General features: G+C 59.9%; 1 protein-coding gene (running past one end of the window). It reads left to right on the top strand.

The genetic code is table 11. From position 1 onward, the window contains the following. Window positions 1–19,306, top strand: partial view of an IPT/TIG domain-containing protein gene (locus tag KI787_01025; GenBank protein MBV6628511.1) — the 5' portion only. Its footprint extends 18,752 nt past the window's final position; only the first 19,306 of its 38,058 coding nucleotides appear in the window; its start codon is at window positions 1–3; its stop codon lies off the right edge, out of view.

Below are 19,306 nucleotides of genomic sequence, written 5' to 3' on the forward strand. Positions count from 1 at the left end.
ATGGCTACGTTTGATGTGGGAGCTGCGGTTGACGTTGATATCCGAGCGGCGTCGAATTTGGTTCCTGGCTCTGCCCGAGCGAGCTATGTCGCTGCCTTAAGCGACTGCAACGCCGTCGTCCGAATCGAGGTCGGAAGCGTCGGCCAGACAGCGTCCGTTTCCAGAAGCCAGCTTCAAGCCACTATTGGCGGGGGAGCTGATTGTGAGTACCCCTTCGTCGTTGCTGGTGCGAACAGACTCTCACCGAGCGTCAGAGTATTTGGAGAATCTGGCCAGCTCGCTGAATTGACAGAGAGCTTTGCCTTCGAGCGGGAGTCTCCGAGCGTAACCAGTCTTGAGGTTGCCTTGGACGGTGCTGCAGGCTCCGCTCAGTTTCTCAATCTGACCGTTTTCGCGAATGACGATATCGATTTACAGGCGATAAGGGTTACCGCCTTGGGCCTGCGCGCTTCACAACTGCGTGCGGTCGGTGGCGTTATTGAGCGGGCACGGGAAGGCGCATTCCTGAATGCTGTCGATATTCCTGTTTACCCGCATGTCGAAGGCCAGACCGAGTTCAATGTTGCGCTGCCGCTGGAGGTGGCCCTAGCGCCTGATGAAATCGCCGCGGATGGCGTCGTACTGCTGAACGTTTCCGCAGTCGATGCTTCCGGAAATCAGAGTGGTTTTTCGGCGATCCGATTCACTGGTTCTGACGTGGCCGAAGATGCGCTGTCGCTCAGAGTTGAGCCAGAGACAATTACCTTCAGCAATATCCTGGAGTCTGCTGCGCTGTCGCCACTCGTGAATTTTGAGTTTCGCGGTGAGGTGCCTTTAAGGGGGCGGGGTACCGGCGTGACTTATCGTTCGCTCGACACTGAGAGTGTCGCAGTGACCGACGCGGGTGTGGTGTTGCCCCTTGCCGAGACATCTCAGGGCCCAGTCAATATTGAAGTGTCGTACCCGGGTCTGGAGCCGATCCTTGTCCCGGTGAGCGTTGACTTCAGCAAAGTGGTCACGGGTCTGGAACTGGATGGCCTGGACGGCCAGGGCCGTTTTACTGTGCCGAGCCTGAATGAATGGGTCGAGGGCCCCATTGTCCGCGTGCGCTTCGATGACGGATCGTCGACTCGATTAACGGAGTTGGTGTCCCTGAGCACGCCGGTGCGAAGCGACCTCAGCCCTTTGCTCGAAGTCGATGATCGGCGTCGGTTTAGAGCTGCGGCATCTTTTGCTGCCGATCAGCAGAGCGCAGTGCAGTTCGTATGGCCAGCTGACCCCAGCATTTCCGTGGGTTTTGGTGTTCATGCCATAGATGCGCTTCCGAGTGTGGAGGTGCTGGGGCCGGATACCGCGGTCGCGGGCGAGCAGGTGCCCATTAGGGCGGTTGCCACCGATGATGTCTCCGTCAGCGCAGTCGAGTTTCGCGTTGATGGTGCCGTGGTTGGTCGACGGGAAGCGCCGCCCTATGAACTTTCTCTGGGAATGTCCGCATCCGACAGTGGCCGCGTGCTGGTGATTGACGCTATCGCCATTGACAGCGCCGGCCAGCAAGGGTTCTCGCTTCCCAAAAATGTGGTCGTCAGAGCCATCAGCGACCCCACACCGCCTGAGTTGGTATTCGAGAGCCCCCGGGTCGGTCAGCGGGTGGTCGAGTCCACCCCGCTCACCGTGCAAGTCGCCAGGGAAGTCGATATTTCTCGCCCTGAGGATTATCGCCCGGAGCATTCGTACATCGATTTCTATTTTGATGGGCGTAAGGTTGCCGAGAGCTTCTTCCCGGAACTCGAGTCGCGAAATATTCTCGGTACGCCGACGATATTTGAAGTGTGGCGGGCGCAACTGGAGGCGCCGGATATCAGCGTTAATGAAACCGGTTTAACCGTGTCTGCAACGGCTTATGGTGTTGCCGGTGGCGAACGAGTCCTGTCGGACGTCCTCGTACGGGTGGTTGAGAATACCCCAGCGCAAATCCGTATCGAAGCACTCACCGATGGCTCTGAGCTGAGTGCTGGTCGCGCTTATCCGATCACTTTGGAGTTTGACGACGACACCCTTTACCTGGGGGCCGATATTGAGTTACTGCTGGACGGGGTGCCGATTGCCAGCGCCGGATTTACTTTGCCGCCTGAGGACAGAACCGAGGATGCATTGGTACGCCAACAGGGTACAAGCACTTTTGTTTTTGCCCCGACGGCAGATCAAGTAGGGGATGCACCGAGGTTGCAGGCCCGCATTCAGGACTTTCATGGCGCTGTCAGCTTGTCACCCCATGTCGACGTGACCATCCGCGCCAATCAAGGACCAACGGCGACGATGGTCAGCCCGGTCGAGGGCGCCCGCTACGTCTCCGGTTCCAGCATTCCTTTGCGTGCTGCTGCGGCCGACGATGTAGGCGTGGAGCGGATTGATTTCTATGTAGATAACGTGCTCATAGGCACCGATACAAGTACCCCTTTTGCAGTGGAGTTCGCGTCGCCGGAGGACATTCCTCAGGAGCAGTTGTTCTCCGCACACTGCGTTGCTTACGACAGTGCGGGGCAGACAGTGCAATGCCCAGCGGTGTCCTTTGTGGTCGGCCTGGACGAAGAGCCGCCGGTGGTCAATGTCTCCTCTCCGCCCATCACGGCCACGGAGGCCGGGGTGAGTCTTGCGGAGGTGGTCGAGAGCGATACTTTTGTTCTCAAAGTCACTGGATTTGACAATGTGGGTGCGACGCAGGTCAGGCTCTCTGGCGTTGCCCGCCAAGGTGGTACCTACCATCTGACCGGTGACTCTGCAGACGTCCTTAGCGGCGACGACTTCCCTTTGGAGCAGATTCCCGGGGTTCTGAACGCTTACTCGGCAGCACAGGTTGTTCGTGCGCCCGCGCATTCGGGTATTCCCGACGACTTTCGTGACCGCTACCCCATCGAGGTGGAAGTCACTGATGCCACCGGCAATCGTTCTGTAGCCGAGGTCACAATTGCTGTTGTTACCGACGCACCGCCCCGAGTGGTCTCAGCGGTCACACCCAGAAGCGCATTTTATTCGCGTGATGAGGTTGTGGTTGATGTCCTGGCGGAGGACGACCGGAGCGTGGTCGCGTTGCGACTGGAACTCAGAGAGCCGCAGTCCGGCAATGTGCTGGCCAGCCTCAGCGCCGATTCTTCCAATGGCCTGCTGCCTGGCGCTGCGGTTCAGAACAGCTTCGTGTTGGACCTCGCGTCCTTGATGCTGGACAACTCGGCTGCCAGCCTCGAATTGCAGGCGGTGGCAACCGATGTAACGGGTCAGGATTCCCCCCCGTTCACGCTCCCCTTGCAGATTCTGGAGGATCGTTTTGCACCCCGCCTGGGTTTGAATGATCCCATCCCCGGAAGCCGTCTCTACCGTGGACAGGATGTGTTCTTTGCTTGGAAGGTGGTCGACGAGTCCGTTGTCACCGAACTGCGTTTTGAACTGTCCTCGGGAGGTCCCGCTCAGGTTTCCGCACCCAATTCCCTGGCAAGCGAGGGACAGTTTGCCTACCGCATTCCCGAGGACGTGGCCGCAGACTCCCTGGTGGTGACCTCGGTGGTGACAGATGTCTTCGGCAATAGCGAAACACAGGAGTGGAGCTATCCCCTGAGTGACGATGCCGCGCCGGAGGTCAGCATACGCAGCCCCGCGTCCGGAAGCCGCGTAGTAGAGGGCGAGCCCTTTACTGCCGTTGCGCTGGTGACGGATGACCGTGGTGTCGTGTCGGTCGAGTTTGCAATGGCCGTGGATGGCATTGAGGTGGAATCTCTGGTGCTGGACGGTACTGAGATTGCGTCGACTATCGAGGAAGGGGATTTTGTTAGTGCCGCATTACGTACACCGCATCGTCCCGAGGGCGCGACCGTCAGCCTGATCGTGCGTGCGGTAGATTCTGTTGGACAGGTCGGTGTCTCGCAGATTGCCATTGAAGTTGTGGACGATGCGGAGCCGCCGCGGGTACAGCTTGTTGAGCCGGAGTCGGGCTTGGCGCTGATACCCGGCGATGCATTTCCCATCGAAGCTGTAGCTGAGGACAATCTCTATGTCGACACGATTCAGCCAGTCCTGTTGGATGCCTCCGGCGAAGGTATCCCAATCGAGTGGGAGTCCCTGGTTCGAACCGACCGCATCGAACGTCAAACTGCACCGAACCCCAACAGCTTTGGCGAAGTCATCGTCGGCGAGCGCTTTTTCTCCAATCTCAATGGTCAGTTGCGCTTACCAGACAATCTGCTGGAGCGGGCCGGCGAGCGTCTACGGTTTCGCATTGACATTGCCGACCGCGGCATCAACAACGCCTCCTCGAGGGAAGTGGAAATTCTTCTGCTGGCTGATGAAGAGGCGCCGCAAATCAGCCTCGCTTCGCCGCTGGAAAGTCTGGTGGAGGGTGAGCCCGCAGAACTGAATGTGGATGTTATCGACAATGTCGGTCTGGTCCGGGTGGAGGCCAGCATTGTTGATCCTGTATCCGAGGAACTGCTCAGCGCCACCGATTTAAGCGGTGCCAAGACCTGGAGTGTGCAAGAGAACATTGACCTCGGCGCTTATGCCGCAGGTACCGAGATTTCACTGCAAATCGTCGCCGAAGACACCTCCGGGAATGTGGGCACTGCCAGCCGCGTCCTTCGTATCGAGCCGGATACCGCGCCTTCATTGCGTGTACTGGACCAGTTTCCCGCCAGTCCCATGCGTGGCGCTACTTTGGCGCAATGGGTGGAAGTTGAAGATGACCTGAGCAGCCCCAGTCAGCCTGTGGTGGCGTTGACGATGCATACCTCGCTACTCGATGCGAGCACCCGCTCGGTTGTTGGTCTGGCCGAAGCCCGTCCGGCTGCGATGCCGGACTCGAGCCCGCCCTACCGTCCTTGGGTCGGGATTGAGTATCCAGAAGCCGCTCTGGATCTGGCGCTGGAAATCGCCGATGTCGCCTACCTGGAAATTAGCCAAGGGCAATTGAGACAGGCACCCTGGCCGAAGGTGCTGGCTGGGGATTTGCACCTTTCGCTGCCGCCGGGTCACAGCGTAAATTACTTGGTCACCGTGGAGCGTGATGCTCTGTGTACCGCTCCTGGCGCAAGCCAAGTCCCCATGGAGGTTATTTCCTTTGATGACTGGATTGCTGACCGGTCAATCTCCAGCGTGGCAATTGAACCGATTATCACCGGCCCCGATGGCGATATTGTGTCGTCGCCGATTCAGGAAATCCGCTTGGATCTGGGCAAACTCGAAGGCGTTACCGAGTTCGTTGGCGACGTTTCTGAATATGAGCTAACGCCGACTTATCGCATCACACTGACGCTGGTGCAGAACCGATCGGGTGAGCCGGGTAGCGGCTTCATCAGTGCCGACGTTATGCGTCTGCTGGACCAATCTGATCTCAATACGGAGTTCTTTGGCACGCTTTCCCGGGTGCCGGCGATTGCCGGGTTACGGGGGGTGACGACACTGGGTCATGCGGTTGACCGGCGAAGTCTGGAGCGCGGAGAGCAGGAACTCAGCCCCCTGCGGGCGGGCGTGGTGGACTCAGACCTTGACCCCCCAACAATTGCGATTGAATACCCTCAGCAGGGTCGTTCAGTCGTGCCCGGTGAACGTCTCCCGATTCGCGCTGCGGTGGAGGACCAAAGCAGTGGCCCAGCCGTCGTGGACTGGTCCTTGACCGGCTTTGCCGAGTCTGCGCGCCGCAATTACGTCGACTTTGCTCAAAGCTCCGTATCCAATTCCGTGCAGATTCCGGATCATCTGCAGGCCGGCTTATTACAACTTGTGGCCACGGTACGCGACGAGGGCGGAATCCTGGGTTCTGCTGAGGTTGACTTGCGGGTCGTCGCTGATCTTCCGCCCGAGATCTCTTTATCTGAATTTGCCAGCGAATACCTCGACGGCCGCTATCAACGGGTGCTGGAAGATGCGGCGCGTGTGGAGTATGCCGAGTTCTTTGTGCGCACTGGTGAGCAATTCCGCCTGACCACGGCATTGAACGACGACGCCGGGTTGACCCGCTTCTCGATGTACCGGGTTGAAGCTGACGGGAGCCGGACCGAGATTCTTCGACAGACCTGGGCCCAGCAATGCCCCGAGCCCACCCTGCGGGCTGAGGTGGTCGAGGCGGAACTGGTATTTGACCAAGCGGAACCGACCCGCTATGTGCTTGAGGCCGAGGACACGCGCGCGCAGGTCCAGCAACGCCAGATCCTGATCAACCCGCTGGTCAATATGGCACCCAGCCTGCGCATCGTGACGCCGGCTGAGCAGCAGTTGTTCGCCGCCGGTACCTTCCGGGTGCTGGTGGGCGTTGCGGCTACGGATGACCGGGCACTGGGCATCAACGCACTGGAGGTGCAGGCCAACGGCGTGCCGCTGGCTCGGGCACCACAGAGCGTTACGAACATCAATGGCGACCTTGGTGGCGCGGGTGTCATCAACCAGGCATTCGCAGAGATTTACGACGAAATCGAAGCCAACTATTCCGTCGAGTTCGCGAATGAGCATGGCCGCCGGGAGAGCCGGCATGCACTGGAGCTGGCCCACATTTTTGAAGTGCCTGCAGGCCTCATTCGGGCCGATGAACCCGTACAGATCGTCGCTGTTGTTCGCGATTCCGAGGGGGCAATTGGCCGGCACGCCATTGAGGTGTTGGGCGCAGCGGACGATATTGTTCCTGAAGTGGCGGTGACCGCACCAGAGCCGGGTTTTGGGGCTATTGAGGCCACAACCTTCGGCATGGCGCTGCGGGCATACGACAACGTCAAAGTCGCCCGCATTGAAATCTACGCGGCCTATGGTGTGGCCCTGCCCGACGGCGAGTATCGCCAGACAGAGTTCGGCAATCCAATACGGGTCATTGAAGACGTGCCCGCGCGCGATGATCTGCCGATATCCACGGTCAATATCGACACACCCGTATACGAACAACTGGTGAGTACCGGACGTGTTCCGGAGATCGCCGAGCTTTTCCCGGGGCTGGTTCTTAGTGGTGAGGAGTCCTTTGATCGTTGGCTACGTCTTGTCGTGCGGGATGCGTCTGGTAATCAGCGCATACGTGAGTTCAGCGTGCCCATTCGCGTTGATGAGCGTCCGACGCTGGATCTGGTGGAGCCGTCGGCCGGGGAGGCATTGGTTGAGGATGCCATCGTCCCGGTTAACGTCCTGGCCTTCGACGATGTTGGCGTGGCTTATGTGGAGCTCACTGCGCGGCATGGTAGTGACGTGGTTTATTCCTTGCGGATTACCCAGCCGCCCTACAGCTTCCTGGTTCCGGTGCCGGCATACCAACCGGGGGGAGCAAGCGGTACCAATCAACTGACGCTGGAGTTGCAGGCCCTGGACACCTACGGGGTAGTTCATGGGGATCTGGACCGCCATTTAGCTCAGGAGTCGAGAGCATTTCCGATTGTCCAGGACCAGCCTCCGAGTGTTGCGATCGGCACACCGGTTGACGGTACTGTTGTGCTAGAGGGTGAGTTTGTTCTCGTCCAGGTAAACGCAGTGGACGATGTTGGTATAGAGCGGGTGTCCCTCCAGGTCGACGGACTGGTGAGCGGCGAGCGGACCTTTACCGACACCGAGTATCCCTTTGAGTTCTTGTTCCAGACGCCATACGGCCAAGCGGGCCAGGATATTGAACTAGGTGCCATCGCCATTGAACGTCGCTTCACGGGCGAAGCACGCACCGCGATTACGCCGCGTCCGGTGAGGTTGACAGTAGACACCGATGTCGATGCGCCCGCGGTCACGTTGATTCAGCCTGCGCTCACCGGTACTGCCGTTGCCGAGCGTCAGCCGATTCCCTTTCTGGCCAATGTGACAGATAACGTCGCGGTGACGCAGGTGCGGGTCGAACTGAGTGCCGATGTCAACGCGGATGGTGCCTTTACCGAAGCAGAGAGCGTTCTACTGCAGTTCATCGGTCAGGCACCCTACAGCGGACAACTACCTACCCGCACCTTGGCGGAGTACCTCGGTACGGAGACGCCAGCCACGGATGTCCTGGACCTGCGTTTTTCGATTACCGCGATTGACGGCGCGGGCAATGAAACGATCGTCCGGCGCAATGTGCTGCTGCAACGCAATCAACCTCCTATCGTCGAGGACATCAACGTGCTCGATTCACGGGGGTTCAGGATACCTGCGCCTGTAGCGGGGCTTGCCGAAGGGCGCGAGTTTTTGGCTCAGGTTCTGGTGCGCGACCCTGAAGCCGGTGTGGATAGCGTTGAGCTTTTTGCCGGTGTGACAGAAAACGGAGTGCTTCCGGAAACACTAGAGTCTCTTGGCACTGATGTGGCCGCGCCCTTCAGTTTCCACACCGAGATGCCCCTGGCGGCAGTTGGCGAGAAGGTGGTGTTGAGGGCGCGGGCACGGGATATCGCCGGCTTCGAGTCGCCACTTTCAGCATCTCTTGAATTGGAGGTTCTGCCTGATGAGCCGCCACTCGCAACAATCGTCAAGCCGGCGAATGACGACAGCGTGGTCATCGATGGCGAAGACGTCGAGGTTTTGGTCGAAGCACTGGATGATCTGGGGTCTAAGGGCATTGATCGGGTTGTCTTCTATGTGAATGAAACGCCGGTTGCGACGGTCCGCAACTCCCAGTCCGAGATTGCGGGGCTCGCCAACCAGGACAATATCTACGGCACGCGGATCGCACCTCCGCCGGGGACGCAGGGTTTCCTGGTGCATGCGGAGGTCTTTGACGTTCGCGGTCAACGCACGGTGACGGACCCGGTAAGAATCGGCCAGGTTGAAGATACGGTTCGTCCGCAGATCGCCATATTGTCCCCTGCAAATGGAGAGATCCTGAGCGCTGGCGAGCCGCTAAGAGCCGTGGTCAGCGTTCGCGACATCGGCGATTCAGCCAATCGCAGCGTAGATGCCTATTGGGTACGTGAAGCACAAGACGCACAAGGGCTATGGCAGCCCCTGGATGAGGCGAATCTGATCCTGCGCCGCGATGATACCCGCCCGGCAGGAGATCTGACGCCGGTGAGCGACCCAGATGAACACCGCTACATTTACTGGGCTGACTTCGCCGATGGCGCCATTTTGCGCCGCAGCCTGGAGCCCCGTGAACGCCTGCGTTTGGTGACCACGGTCACGACGCCTAATCACACGGTCGTTGCAGAGTCGGTACATGAAGTGGGCCTGCCCATTTCCGAACGGCGCTTCTTCGCGCCGGTTGCACCGACCACCGAGGCGGCGCGCAGTCTGGCGCAATCCGTTTTCTATACCGCTGTCGATCAATTCCGCGGTCCAGAGCGTACCGGTGCTTTGGTTGGTGTGTGGTCCACGCGCAATCCGCTATACCTGGAGGCCGATCTTGGCTACTTGGGTGAGGATCTTTACCGGCCTTACAGCGGGCTCTTTATTGCCGATATCAGCAACGAGGGTGAGCTTGACGATAACCGCCTCTTCGTCCATTCCGAATTGCTGGCGGGCAGTAGCGAGATATTCGCCGGCACCATCGGGGAGGTTCACGCCGATGCAGATTTCGTCATTGCAAGCAAATCCGGAGACCTGATACCGGCAGATGACGATGGTGCTTTTGTCGCTGCATTGCGCGAGCAGATTGCCCTGGAGCCCGATACCGGGGCCGAGTACAGCACGCCGAGTGGTGCGGAGCTATTGATTTTTACCGCCCGTAATGGCGATGGCCAGTTCGGTCTGCCTTATCTGTTGGCGGGTCGTATCGATTTACCGTTTGCCGACGTCTACGGCTTGGATCGCAAGGATGATCTGGTGCTGGTCGCCAACGGTCTTGGCGGCGTTCAGGTCATTGACATCAGCAGTGTCACTGCGCCCTATCGGGTCGCCTTCATCCGCCCGAATGGTCTCGCCCGTGATGTGGTCGTTGATGGTCGCTTTGCTTACGTGGCAGCCTCGCAGGAAGGTGTTGTGGTTGTCGACTTGGAGGACCCGGAGCTACCCATCGTTTCGCGCATCGATACTTTGGGCATTGCCAACCGATTAGCCCACAGTGGCGACCGGCTTTATGTCACAGACATGGCTGGTGCGGGTGGTGGTGCCCGGCTCAACGTTCTCAGTGTGGCTGATCCCTATCAGCCTCTGTTGTTACGCAGCATTGACCTGCTGCCTGCACGCGAGGACTTTGCGCCGGATGGCGCCTACGATGTGAGTGTTGTTGGCGAGCAGGCGTACGTAACGGTTCACTACGCCGACCAGGAAGATCGGCCCAGACAGTCGATTGTGGAAGTAATCGACCTCGCAGCGGTGGATGACCCACGTGTTGATGCCACTATCCCGGCGGTCGTCCACCGGGAAGTCCTGGGGGCGGACTTCGGCGCCCGCGGGCTTACTGTGGCCCGTGGCGGCGTACAAGTTGCCGGAGGGCAGCAAGGCGTGGTGCGTCTGGATCTGCCCTACCTGACCGTGCTTTCGAATGCCCCCGTTGACGCACAGCGCGCAGTGTCTACGGCGTTAACGCAGATCGACATCGAGTTGTCCGATGTATTGGCGCCAGGCGTCGCTCTGGCGGATTTCATTCGCGTCATGCAGGGTGACCCGGTTCTCGGCATTGATGTCAGCGAGAGCTTCGCCATGCGCTTTGCCAGTCGCGACGGGGAACCAGCGCGCCGCTTCATCGAGTTGGTCCGCCAGCCGCAACAGGAACTGCTGCCCAATACGGTGTATCACGTTGTCATCGATCAAGGCCTGACGGCCTTGTCAGGAGAGAGCCTGGCATCGACCTACGAATTTGGCTTCCAGACCTCGGCGGCGGGCACCGCCGCTGCGCCCTCGCTGGTCACGGTCTCACCGGCACATGGGGCGATCCGCGGGGGTACGGAGATTATCGTCAGGGGTCATGACTTTGGTGCTGCACCCCGTCTGTTCCTGGGGGGACAGGAGCTGGTTGTCCAGCGGGTGGAAGCCGCCACGGCTGAGGATCCTTATGAGCGGCTGCATGCCGTGACCGTTCCCAACGTGGCCGGCCCTGCCGCTCTGCGCGTGATCAACGATGCCGGTCTCGCCGACATGGCAATCGGCGCATTTTCCTACCTGGACCTGCTGGATCTGTCGTTCATCTCTCCGCCAGTGGTGCGTATAGACCAGTCCGGCGAAGGCGACGTGGTGGAGATCGTCGGATTTGGATTCGAGCCCGATCTGAGGCTGCGCGCTTGGCAGAGCGGACGCGAGGAGACTGCGGTCGAGTTCAGCGTGGACGGAGATACGCTGCAACTGCTCAGCACGCAGAGATTGCGCTGGGTGGTACCTGATTTCGGCGAACGTTTCCGTGGCTTTGTCGACATAGAGCTGAGCCGCCCGGGCGGTGACAAGCGCTTCGCCAGTCGCGCCCTCTTCTACGGACAAATGGAACTGCAGCGGCGGCTCGAGACCACGCAGCCGCTGACCTTTGACCAGCTGCAGCAGGTGGATGGGGGTTGGTCTAATTTTATTCCGGATCCACTCAAGCTCCCCCCCGGGAAGGTGGTGGATATCGCACATGACCCGGAACTGGATCTGGTTTACGTGCTCGGGCAGGGGCGGAGTGGCGAAAGACTGAGCGACGATGTGACGGCATCCGAGGAGCAGCTTCGCCAAGTGGTCCCACCGGGGTGGATTTCTTTGGTCAGTTATCAAGCCGGCGTCTCCGAAGCAGCCCCAATGCATGGATTGGGTTACTTCAACCTGCCGCAGGATTTGGTCCCCACCGCCATGTGGCTGGGTGATACACATCTGTATGTGTTGGCTGTAGGTCGTGAGTACCCGCTGCTGAATACCACCTATGAGGGGCAGAGCTGGCTGTTGGTTTATGACCGGGAGGACCGGGTGCCCGGAGCGGGGCCCGACCCCGATGGCCGCGATCGGGATATCTTGAATGCCGTGCGCCTGGAATTAGGGCAGCCAGCCAATCTGATCGCGGGCCGGGGTGACTTGTTGTTCGTCGCCGCCGGCCCCGCGCCAGGATTTCGATTCCTTGACCGGGATGAGGATCCAAGAGTCGCCGTGATCGGCGTACAGGATCCCCTCAGGCCCAGTGTTGTTCGCTACCTGGAAACCGGACGTATTGCCGGCCGGTCGGTACCGCTGGCACCCCGTAAGCTGCTAACCAGTAGTGACAAACTGCTAGTTTCCGGTTCGTCCACGGCCTTTGTGTTCGATTTATTGCAGAGCGCGCTGCCGCAAATTGCAACTGCCGCGCTGCCGGCAGTACCGGGAGTCATAGAGGATCGGGAGGTGGTGTTTGGTACCGGTGTTCGCAGTGGTTCCCTGACGGACCCGGTGATGCTCGATTTTGGTAATTCGGCAAACCTGGCTGAACTGGCACGCTACGAAAATCGGGGTTTCAGTCTTCCTGGGAGTGCGACGGCGTCGGATGCGTTTAGCACCTTGGGTGCGGTCGCTTCTCGGTTCAGTCCCCCACTTGGCGATCCGCTGGCAGGGGCGTATTTGGGGCTATTTGATGCCGGCGACTCCGACGAGATTGCCCTGGTTGACGCGCTGCGCTTGTCTACACGTAAAAACACGCCCGTAGATAAATTGATTGTGGGTCAGGACGGCGTTCTGCTCGGTGTGCAGCAGTTTCCTGACGGCGACGCGATTGGCGAAAGCCGCAGTGAATTGTGGTTGCTGGATCACCTGGTCCTGGATTTGGCTCTCAGCGAGCCCAGAGATGGTGCTGTGGGTGTCTCTCCGGACGTGCGGATTCTGCTTCAGTTCAACCGTGCTCCGCAGCCGCCAGCTGGCGAGTCAGTTGGTGTTTTCCTCACCCGCTACCTGTCTCTGCTACGGGATGATGGCAGTGATCATGGGCAGGACATCGCGTTCACCATCGAACCCGACCCCGAAGACCCAACACGGTTCCACTTGTTACCCGCGACCGAATTGGCGCCAGCAGCAGACTACAGCCTGCAGTTTCGGCCGGAGTTGGGTAGCCGTCGTACGGATGGCCTGTTCAGTCGCCAAGTTGCATTCCAGACAGCCGGTGCCAGCGGTCCGGCACCGGAGTTGCTCCGGGTCAACCCCTTCAGCGTGGACGTGCGTGGTGGCACGGTGCAATTGGAGGTGCGGCACGCCAATGCAGCCAGCATATTGGTTGGGGGTGAAACGGCGATCGTGCTTTCCGCAGAAGCGCTGGATGCCGAGGTCAGCCGACTGACTGTAGAGGTGCCGTCCGCACTACCGGGACCGGCCGCGGTTACCGTGGTTAATGGCAGCGGAGCGCAGGATACGCGAATCGGGGCCCTGGTATATGGGGACCCTCTGTTGGCGACCACCGTGCTGCCGGTTGCCGGGACGTTGAATGGCGGTACGGTCGTGCGCATCAGTGGTCGTGGGTTCCCTAGTGGGGGAGAGGGCCTCAGCGTCACATTCGGCGACACCCCGGCAACCGCAGTGACGGTGCTCAGCGGTGAACTGCTGGAGGCAGTTACCCCCGCAGGGCGAATCGGTCCTGTCGATGTCAGCCTAAAAACCGAGGCGGGCAGCGCGGTGACACTGGACGCCGGTTTTCGCTATCTGCAGCCCATCCAGGCCAATGTCCAGGGCGATTTTGCTGAAACGGGTGAAGATCCACCGGTTTACGACGCAACCCTGGATCCCACAGAGACCTTCCTGATCACCGCACAGGGCGGCGCCGGCGTCGTCATTTACAACATTGCGGCTTCGACCTTTACTGGAGATCCGGAGAATCCGCTGAATCCGGACGCACTACGCGACGAGATTGATCGCGATGGTAATGGAATTGATGACAGGATCGCCGCTCAAATCGAGTTACCTGCTCCGTACGAGGCCTACGGTGTCGATGCCTACTTTGAGCGCGCCTACGATCGCCTGTTTGTTGCCGCAGGTACACCCCAAGGCGATGCAGCGCGCTTGTTCATTATCGGATTTGATGCAGGTGCCCTGGACCGCTCGCAGATCATCGCTGAGTTACCGCTGCCGGGTCGCTTTGCGCGGGGAATCGAAGTAGAAAACAAACGCGGTGTGATTGCGCTGGCTGATGCTGGTCTGGGCTTCGTCGATGTACACCTGCAGGCGAAGGCCTTCCTGAATGGCCGTATAGATACAGACGGCGCGCCAACACTGGATGTGACGCGGTTGCCATACCGTCAGGGCTATGGCGACGTTTATCTGGCGGTTAGCGGAAACTACGACGTACCAAGCAATCGCCTGATTGATGGCGATGATCGTGACACCGGGGCCCTCTACGTTGTCGAGCAGTCGGCCGTTGAAGGCCTGCGTATTCTGGGCTCGGTCAGAGGGCCCGCGAGCCGGGTGCAGACTGATGGCCAATATGCCTATCTGGCCTCGGGTGATGGCGGCATGGCTGTTGTGGATCTCAATGATCTGACCGCACCACAGATTGTCTCAAGGGTTCCAGGAAACGTTCAGGATATTGCTCGCACTGGTCACCAAGTACATATTGTCCAGAGTGACGGCAATATACTGACTGTTGACGTCAGCGACCCGCTCGAGCCGCAAGTCCTGGATGGACTGGAGGCCTTCCCAGGCAATGGGATTGAAGCCTTGGCAGCATCGGCTTTTGCCGTGGTGGGTGCCGGACGCACGGATACTGCGCAAACGGCTGTGCAGGTCAACCCGGACGCAGCGCTGAAGATTCACGCGGTGGCGCCTGCCAGTGGCATTTTGGACCGCGATCCGGATGGTCGTGTCAGGGCCACGCTGCGTTTCAATAAGGCCATTGATCTGTGGCCGCCGAACACAGGGTTATTCCGTATAGAGGACGCCGCCGGTTCCCTGCCGCTGACTGTGGAGCTGGTCAACAACGACGCGCACCTAGACTTACAAAACCCCGGTTCAATCGCTCCCGGTACGCCGCTGGAAGTAGTTGCCCTGGCCGGAGTCGAAAGCGTCAAACCGCTTCCGGAAGGGCGTTCGCAAAGGTTGTATGAGTTGGCGCAGACCCAGCGCTTCCCAATAGTCTATCGGGGTGCGCCGCAGAGTCCGCCGGAGATTGTCGATGTTGTGCCGCGTCGTGTGCCGCTGGGTGCAGAAACGCAGATCACCGTCTCCGCGCTGAACGTCAGCCTGGACCCGCAGCAGACGCGCCTGCAGATTGGCGGCGCCGAGGTTGCAGTGATCTCCGCGCGTTCTGATGCGGAAAACGACCGGGTCGTTCTGCTGACAGCGCTGGTTCCGGTGGTGGAGTATCCCGGACTGTATGACGTGGTGTTGTCCACGGAACGGGATGGTATCCGCGAGGCCGACACCCTGTATGGCGGACTCGCGATCGACACCGCCATCCAGATAGATGGCGCTTCTCCGCGTTGGGGTGCTGTTGATGGGGGCACGACGGTGACAATCCGTGGCCGCGGATTCGAGCCGGGAAATACGGTGGTCGACTTTGCCGAGGTGCTGTTCGGCGACACGCCAGCGAGATCCGTACGGGTATTGGCAGACGACCTGATGGAAGTGCAGGCACCACGTGGAGCTCCGGGGCGCGTTGATATCGTCCTGCGTGACCGCTACGGCAACGAAGCCCGCCTGGAAGACGGCTTTGGCTTTGGCTTGCGCCAGCTTTCCACCCGCGAGGCACAAGCCATCAATCCACGGCATGTGATTGTTGATGAAGTGACCGGTGTGGCGCTGACCGATGCCGGCTACTTCGACATCGCCAAGGCCCAGGTCTGGCCGCCAGATCCGGTTATTGCGGCCAGTTTCGACATCAATGACCCCCAGCAGATGCTCCTTGTCGGTGGCAACAACGCCCTGCCAGCAGGTGAGGAAGCGCGGCGCGCCATCGAAAGTCATACGCGGTTTATCGGGCTACTGGGAAAGAGTAAAAGCGGTGCGCTCTCCGAAGAGGAGGCCGTCGAGTTCGAGCAATTGAAACTCCAGGCATTACCGACAGCGATGGATTCAGCGGCGCTGGACGCCCGGCTGGAAGATCCGCAGGCGCGCCGACTCTACGCCGCTTCCGGTGTCGGGGGTCTCTCCATTCTAAATCTGGATGATGGCAACGGCTTGCAACTCATAGGACGGGAGTACGAGGGGTATAGCGAATTCTTGAGCCTGGACGTGCAGGCCGCTGAGGAGTGGGTACTGGTGTCGAGGATGGCCGGCACGAAGGAGCCACCTGAGGGTATCGACTGCAAGAGTCTAGATCCCGAGGCGGAGCTGCCCGAGTTGTATGCGCTCAGCACCAGCGTTGAATCAGATCCCGTTGGGTTGGGGCCGTTGGGCGTAAACGGCTCCATAGGACTACTGTCCTCTGGATGGGCCTACGCTGGCGGATGGTCCCGCTCACGGGTCTGGACGCTGCCGTGTCGATGGGATGCAACCACTGCAGGTGGGCCCTTAAGGCCAAAAGAGCAGGTTGAGTATCGAGTGGAAATGCTGGATTTGTATGATCCGGTCGTCCGCGATACCTGGGTGGTGGCAGACAACGTTGTTGATCTGGCCGTGTATGGCGAATACCTGCTAGCGGCACTTCAAAATGGTGAAGTCTGGATCCGCCATCGGGAGCGCACGGCGGAGTTTGCCCGGATCGTGCTCGACACCGACCTCCAGTTTGGCTTGGGGCATCCGCAACACCTGCAGGTCCTGGGTAATCTGCTGTTTATTGGCGCCCGCGTGCCTGTGGTGGTGGACCTGAGTGAGCCTTTGCAACCGAAGGTTCTTTCGGCAGGAAATACCGAAAGCGCTGCAGGCATGGCTGTATTCAGTGGCCGGTTAATCGCCGCCGGTGAGACCTTGCTAAGGCAATTCGAGTTGCCGGGGGCGCTCGTGACCCGCAGTTCGGTACCCGAAGCGGGTTGGTTGGCAGCCAATGATGCGCTGCAACTGGACTTCAATGAGCCCATCACCCGCGAGTCACTGCTCAATACCGACAACCTAAGCCTCACTTCATCCACAGGAACACCTGTCGCGGTGACTGTGGAAGCATTGGGCGATACACCGGACAGCGCCTCGAGTATCCGCTTGGATTTCTCTCGGGAGCCAGGAGAAATCTACACGCTGCGCCTGCAAGACCTGCGCAACCTGCGCGGTGGCTCGCTATGGACGCCCTATGTGCTCCGCATTCAAACGGCATCGGCGCCCGCCGTTCAGCCCAAGATCACAGAGGTTCTGGGCGGCAAGCAGCACTTTGGCGATCAAACGCCGATAGACATCTATGGCAGCGGTTTTCGTGCTCAGGGCATCGTTGCACAGGTCGACAGCTTCGAGGTTCCGCTGGAGGTCCTAAGCGAGGAGCATCTACGGATTCCCGCGGGCAGTCTGGATTTACTCCCATTGCAGGCTGGTGTGCATCACTTGCGTTTGCGTGATGGCGAGCTGCAGGCCGATCGTTTGGGCGCGATCATGCTTGCCGAGGAGCCCAGCGGTACAGCATTTGAGTTATCGCAGAATTCCGTCTCCACCGCGGGTGGTGAAGTTGTACGCATACGGGCATCCCGACCGGCCTTCCTGCCGGGGGCCAATGTCATCCTGCGCTCCGCCTCCGGCAGCGAAATACGTACCACCGAGCTGACGCCCGGCGTGTTTGTGAATGACCTGAAAGACAATGTGCGCGACCCGAGTACTCTGGAATTTCGGGCGCCAGCGGTAGTCGAGGTCGGTACGTATCAGGTGTTTGTAGCTGCGGGCAGCCGGGAATGGCAGGTTGGTGAGCTGGCTTACAACCTGGGTAGCGGGCGCCGCTTCGAGCTGCCGAACTATCCACCCCTGGTAGCCGGTGCGATGCACTTCCGCGATCACTGGCTCTTTGTCGGGATCAAGGACGGCCTTGAGCCCAGCGCGGTCAATCGCTTCCTCCTGCCCTCCGGGCTCGAGGTCTATGATCTCAGCGTTCCCGAGCAGCCCTTGCGGGTGGCCCAAATGCCGATCGACGATCCGGTGCTGGGCATAGACAGTTTTGGCAACACGCTCTATTTGGCGGCATCTCAGACGGGCTTGGTGGTCGTCGACATTACCGACCCAACGCAGCCGTACACCGTCGCCTCGCAAGCCACCCCGGGCAGCGTCGCGACGGATGTGGCGGTCAACCCCGCCTTGGGCGTGCTGGCGCTTGCAGTTGCCAATGATCTGGGCTCTGGGGTGATTCGCTTTGTTGATCCAACCGATCCATTGTTGGATGCGCCGACAAATATCCCGCCAATCTCCTTGAGCGGCGATGAGCGGGCGCAGCCCGTGGATATTGAATGGCAGGGGGACCAACTCTACGCCCTGCTACGCAAGGACGACGTACTCATCCTGGCGGTTTTCGAACTGAACTCCGGGAGCTGGACACGGGTGGAGCACCACGTACCGCAGGTCCAGTCGGAGTGGCTGGACGACGTGTCGATGGTCGTGCTCCACGGTCAGGTTCTGGTCGGTAGCGAAGCCGGCTACGTGGTGTTGCAGAGCGCGGAGCCAGGGGGCTCCTATACCGCGACTTATTGGCAGGACCAGCCGCCGGTCGCCAACTATGGCGAAGTGTTTGCGGTTGGTGGAGCGCTGTATGTCGCTGCCGACACCGGACCTGTAGCTGTGCCGCCCTCGGCATTGGCGGTGGTTGGCGTGGCGCCGGAAGAGGGAGCGCAATTGGGTCATGGAGACGCCATCCACATCCAGTTCTCGGATCTGATCAACACTGATCCGGCGGTGGTCAATGCGGGCATCCAGATACTTGACGGGAGTGGTCAGCCCTGGCCGGGCGGAAGCTACGAAGTCATTGCCGAAAATACAGTGGATGGCGGCGTTATCACTGTACGGTTGGCGGATACGGAGCTGCCGGCGGGAACGGCTCGCGTGCAGATTGGGACAGCCATCCGCGATCTGCCTGGGAACCCCTTACTCCAGCCCGTGGTGCAAAGCTACGCGATCTTCAATGGGCAGCGGCCGCGGGTGGTTGGTGTCTCCCGCGAGGAAAACGGGGTGGAAGGAATGCACTACTTCCACGCGGATGGCACAGAGACCGGCCTCATTCAAGGATCGGGTTTTGGCAGCGATAGCACGGCCTTGCAAATCTGGGTTGGGCAACAGGCGTTGTCGCCGGCGGACATTCTGACCGTTAGCGATGAACAGATTCGGTTCGCGATGCCCAATCTGGGACTGGGCTTCTCTTCCGCAGCTTTGCCGGTCAGCGTCGCACGTGGTGCCGCGCAGGACCGACTGAACGGTGCGGTGGTCATTGCACCGCGTATTGTTTTGGATGACGTTCTGCCCGATGTTGGCCCGCCGCAAGGCGGCAACCTGGTTGAGTTGTTTGGATTTGGATTCGCGCCTGGAATGCAGGTGCGATTCAATGGGGTTACGGCAGCAGATACTCGGGTCCTGAGCACCAACCGCCTGGTGGTACGGGCTCCTGCCGGTAGTTTTGGCTTCGCGGATGTGGCCATTGCATCGGCGATATTCCCCACTGAAGAGG

Source organism: Oceanococcus sp. HetDA_MAG_MS8 (assembly GCA_019192445.1).
GTDB lineage: Bacteria > Pseudomonadota > Gammaproteobacteria > Nevskiales > Oceanococcaceae > MS8.